Below are 1,078 nucleotides of genomic sequence, written 5' to 3'. Positions count from 1 at the left end.
CCTAGGTGTGTTGTCCCGGGACGTTGGTGACACGCGTGCTGGGTTCTTGAAATGGGTGAGGGCCTCCGGGTTCGGTGTGGATTGCGACATCTACACGGATCCGAGGAGGCCCTCGTGCCCCACCGTAATGCCCCGCTGACCGAGACCGGGCGACTTCGCCTGGCCCGTTGTGTCGTCGATGACGGCTGGCCTGTGCGGCGAGCCGCAGAACGCTTCCAGGTCAGCCACACGACCGCGTCCCGCTGGGCCGGCCGCTACCGCACGCTGGGCGTCGCCGGAATGAGTGACCGCTCCAGCCGGCCCCACCACCAGCCCCGCAGGACGGCGGCCGAGGTCGAGGCCGAGGTGCTGCGATTGCGGCGCGAGCACCGGATCGGCCCGCTACGGCTGGCTGTCCGCTGCCGCATCGCGGCCTCGACCGCCCACCGCATCCTCGTCCGCAACGGCCAGCCGCCCCTGGCCATCCTGGACCGGGCCACCGGCGAAGTGGTCCGCCGCTACGAACGCGCCCGGCCCGGAGAACTGGTCCACATCGACGTCAAGAAACTCGGCCGGATCCCTGACGGCGGCGGCCACAAAGCCCTCGGCCGGGCCGCCGGCAGCCCGAACAAGAACCGCCGCAACGGCGCCGGCTACGCCTACCTCCACACCGCCCTCGACGACCACTCCCGCCTCGCCTACACCGAAGACCTGCCCGACGAGACCGCACCCACCTGCGCCGGCTTCCTCACACGCGCCACCACCTGGTTCGCCGCACAAGGCATCACGATCGAACGGGTCCTGACCGACAACGCCTGGGCCTACAGCAAGAACACTTGGCGCAACACTTGCCGCGACCTGGGCATCAGCCCCCGATGGACCCGCCCCTGGCGGCCGCAGACCAACGGCAAGGTCGAACGCTTCCACCGCACCCTGCTCGAGGAATGGGCCTATCAAAAGCCCTACGCCTCAGACCGTGACCGGATGGAAGCGTTCACCGACTGGCTGCACTGGTACAACTACCACCGACCCCACACCGGCATCGGCGGCCAAACACCCGCCAGCCGCGGCACCAACCTCTCCGGACAACACACCTAGG

At 69.3% G+C, this 1,078-nt stretch carries 1 protein-coding gene; it reads left to right on the top strand.

Annotated features, from left to right (window positions below; genetic code table 11):
* The first annotated feature begins 114 nt into the window (after window positions 1-114).
* Window positions 115-1,077, top strand: coding sequence for an IS481 family transposase (locus tag EF918_RS36015; RefSeq protein ID WP_185922100.1), 963 nt, complete (start codon window positions 115-117; stop codon window positions 1,075-1,077).
* The last annotated feature ends 1 nt before the right edge of the window (window position 1,078 follow it).

Source organism: Streptomyces sp. WAC06614 (assembly GCF_003949795.1).
GTDB lineage: Bacteria > Actinomycetota > Actinomycetes > Streptomycetales > Streptomycetaceae > Streptomyces.
Note: the sequence above shows the minus strand (reverse complement) of the source record. Positions and strands in the feature narration are given on the sequence as shown.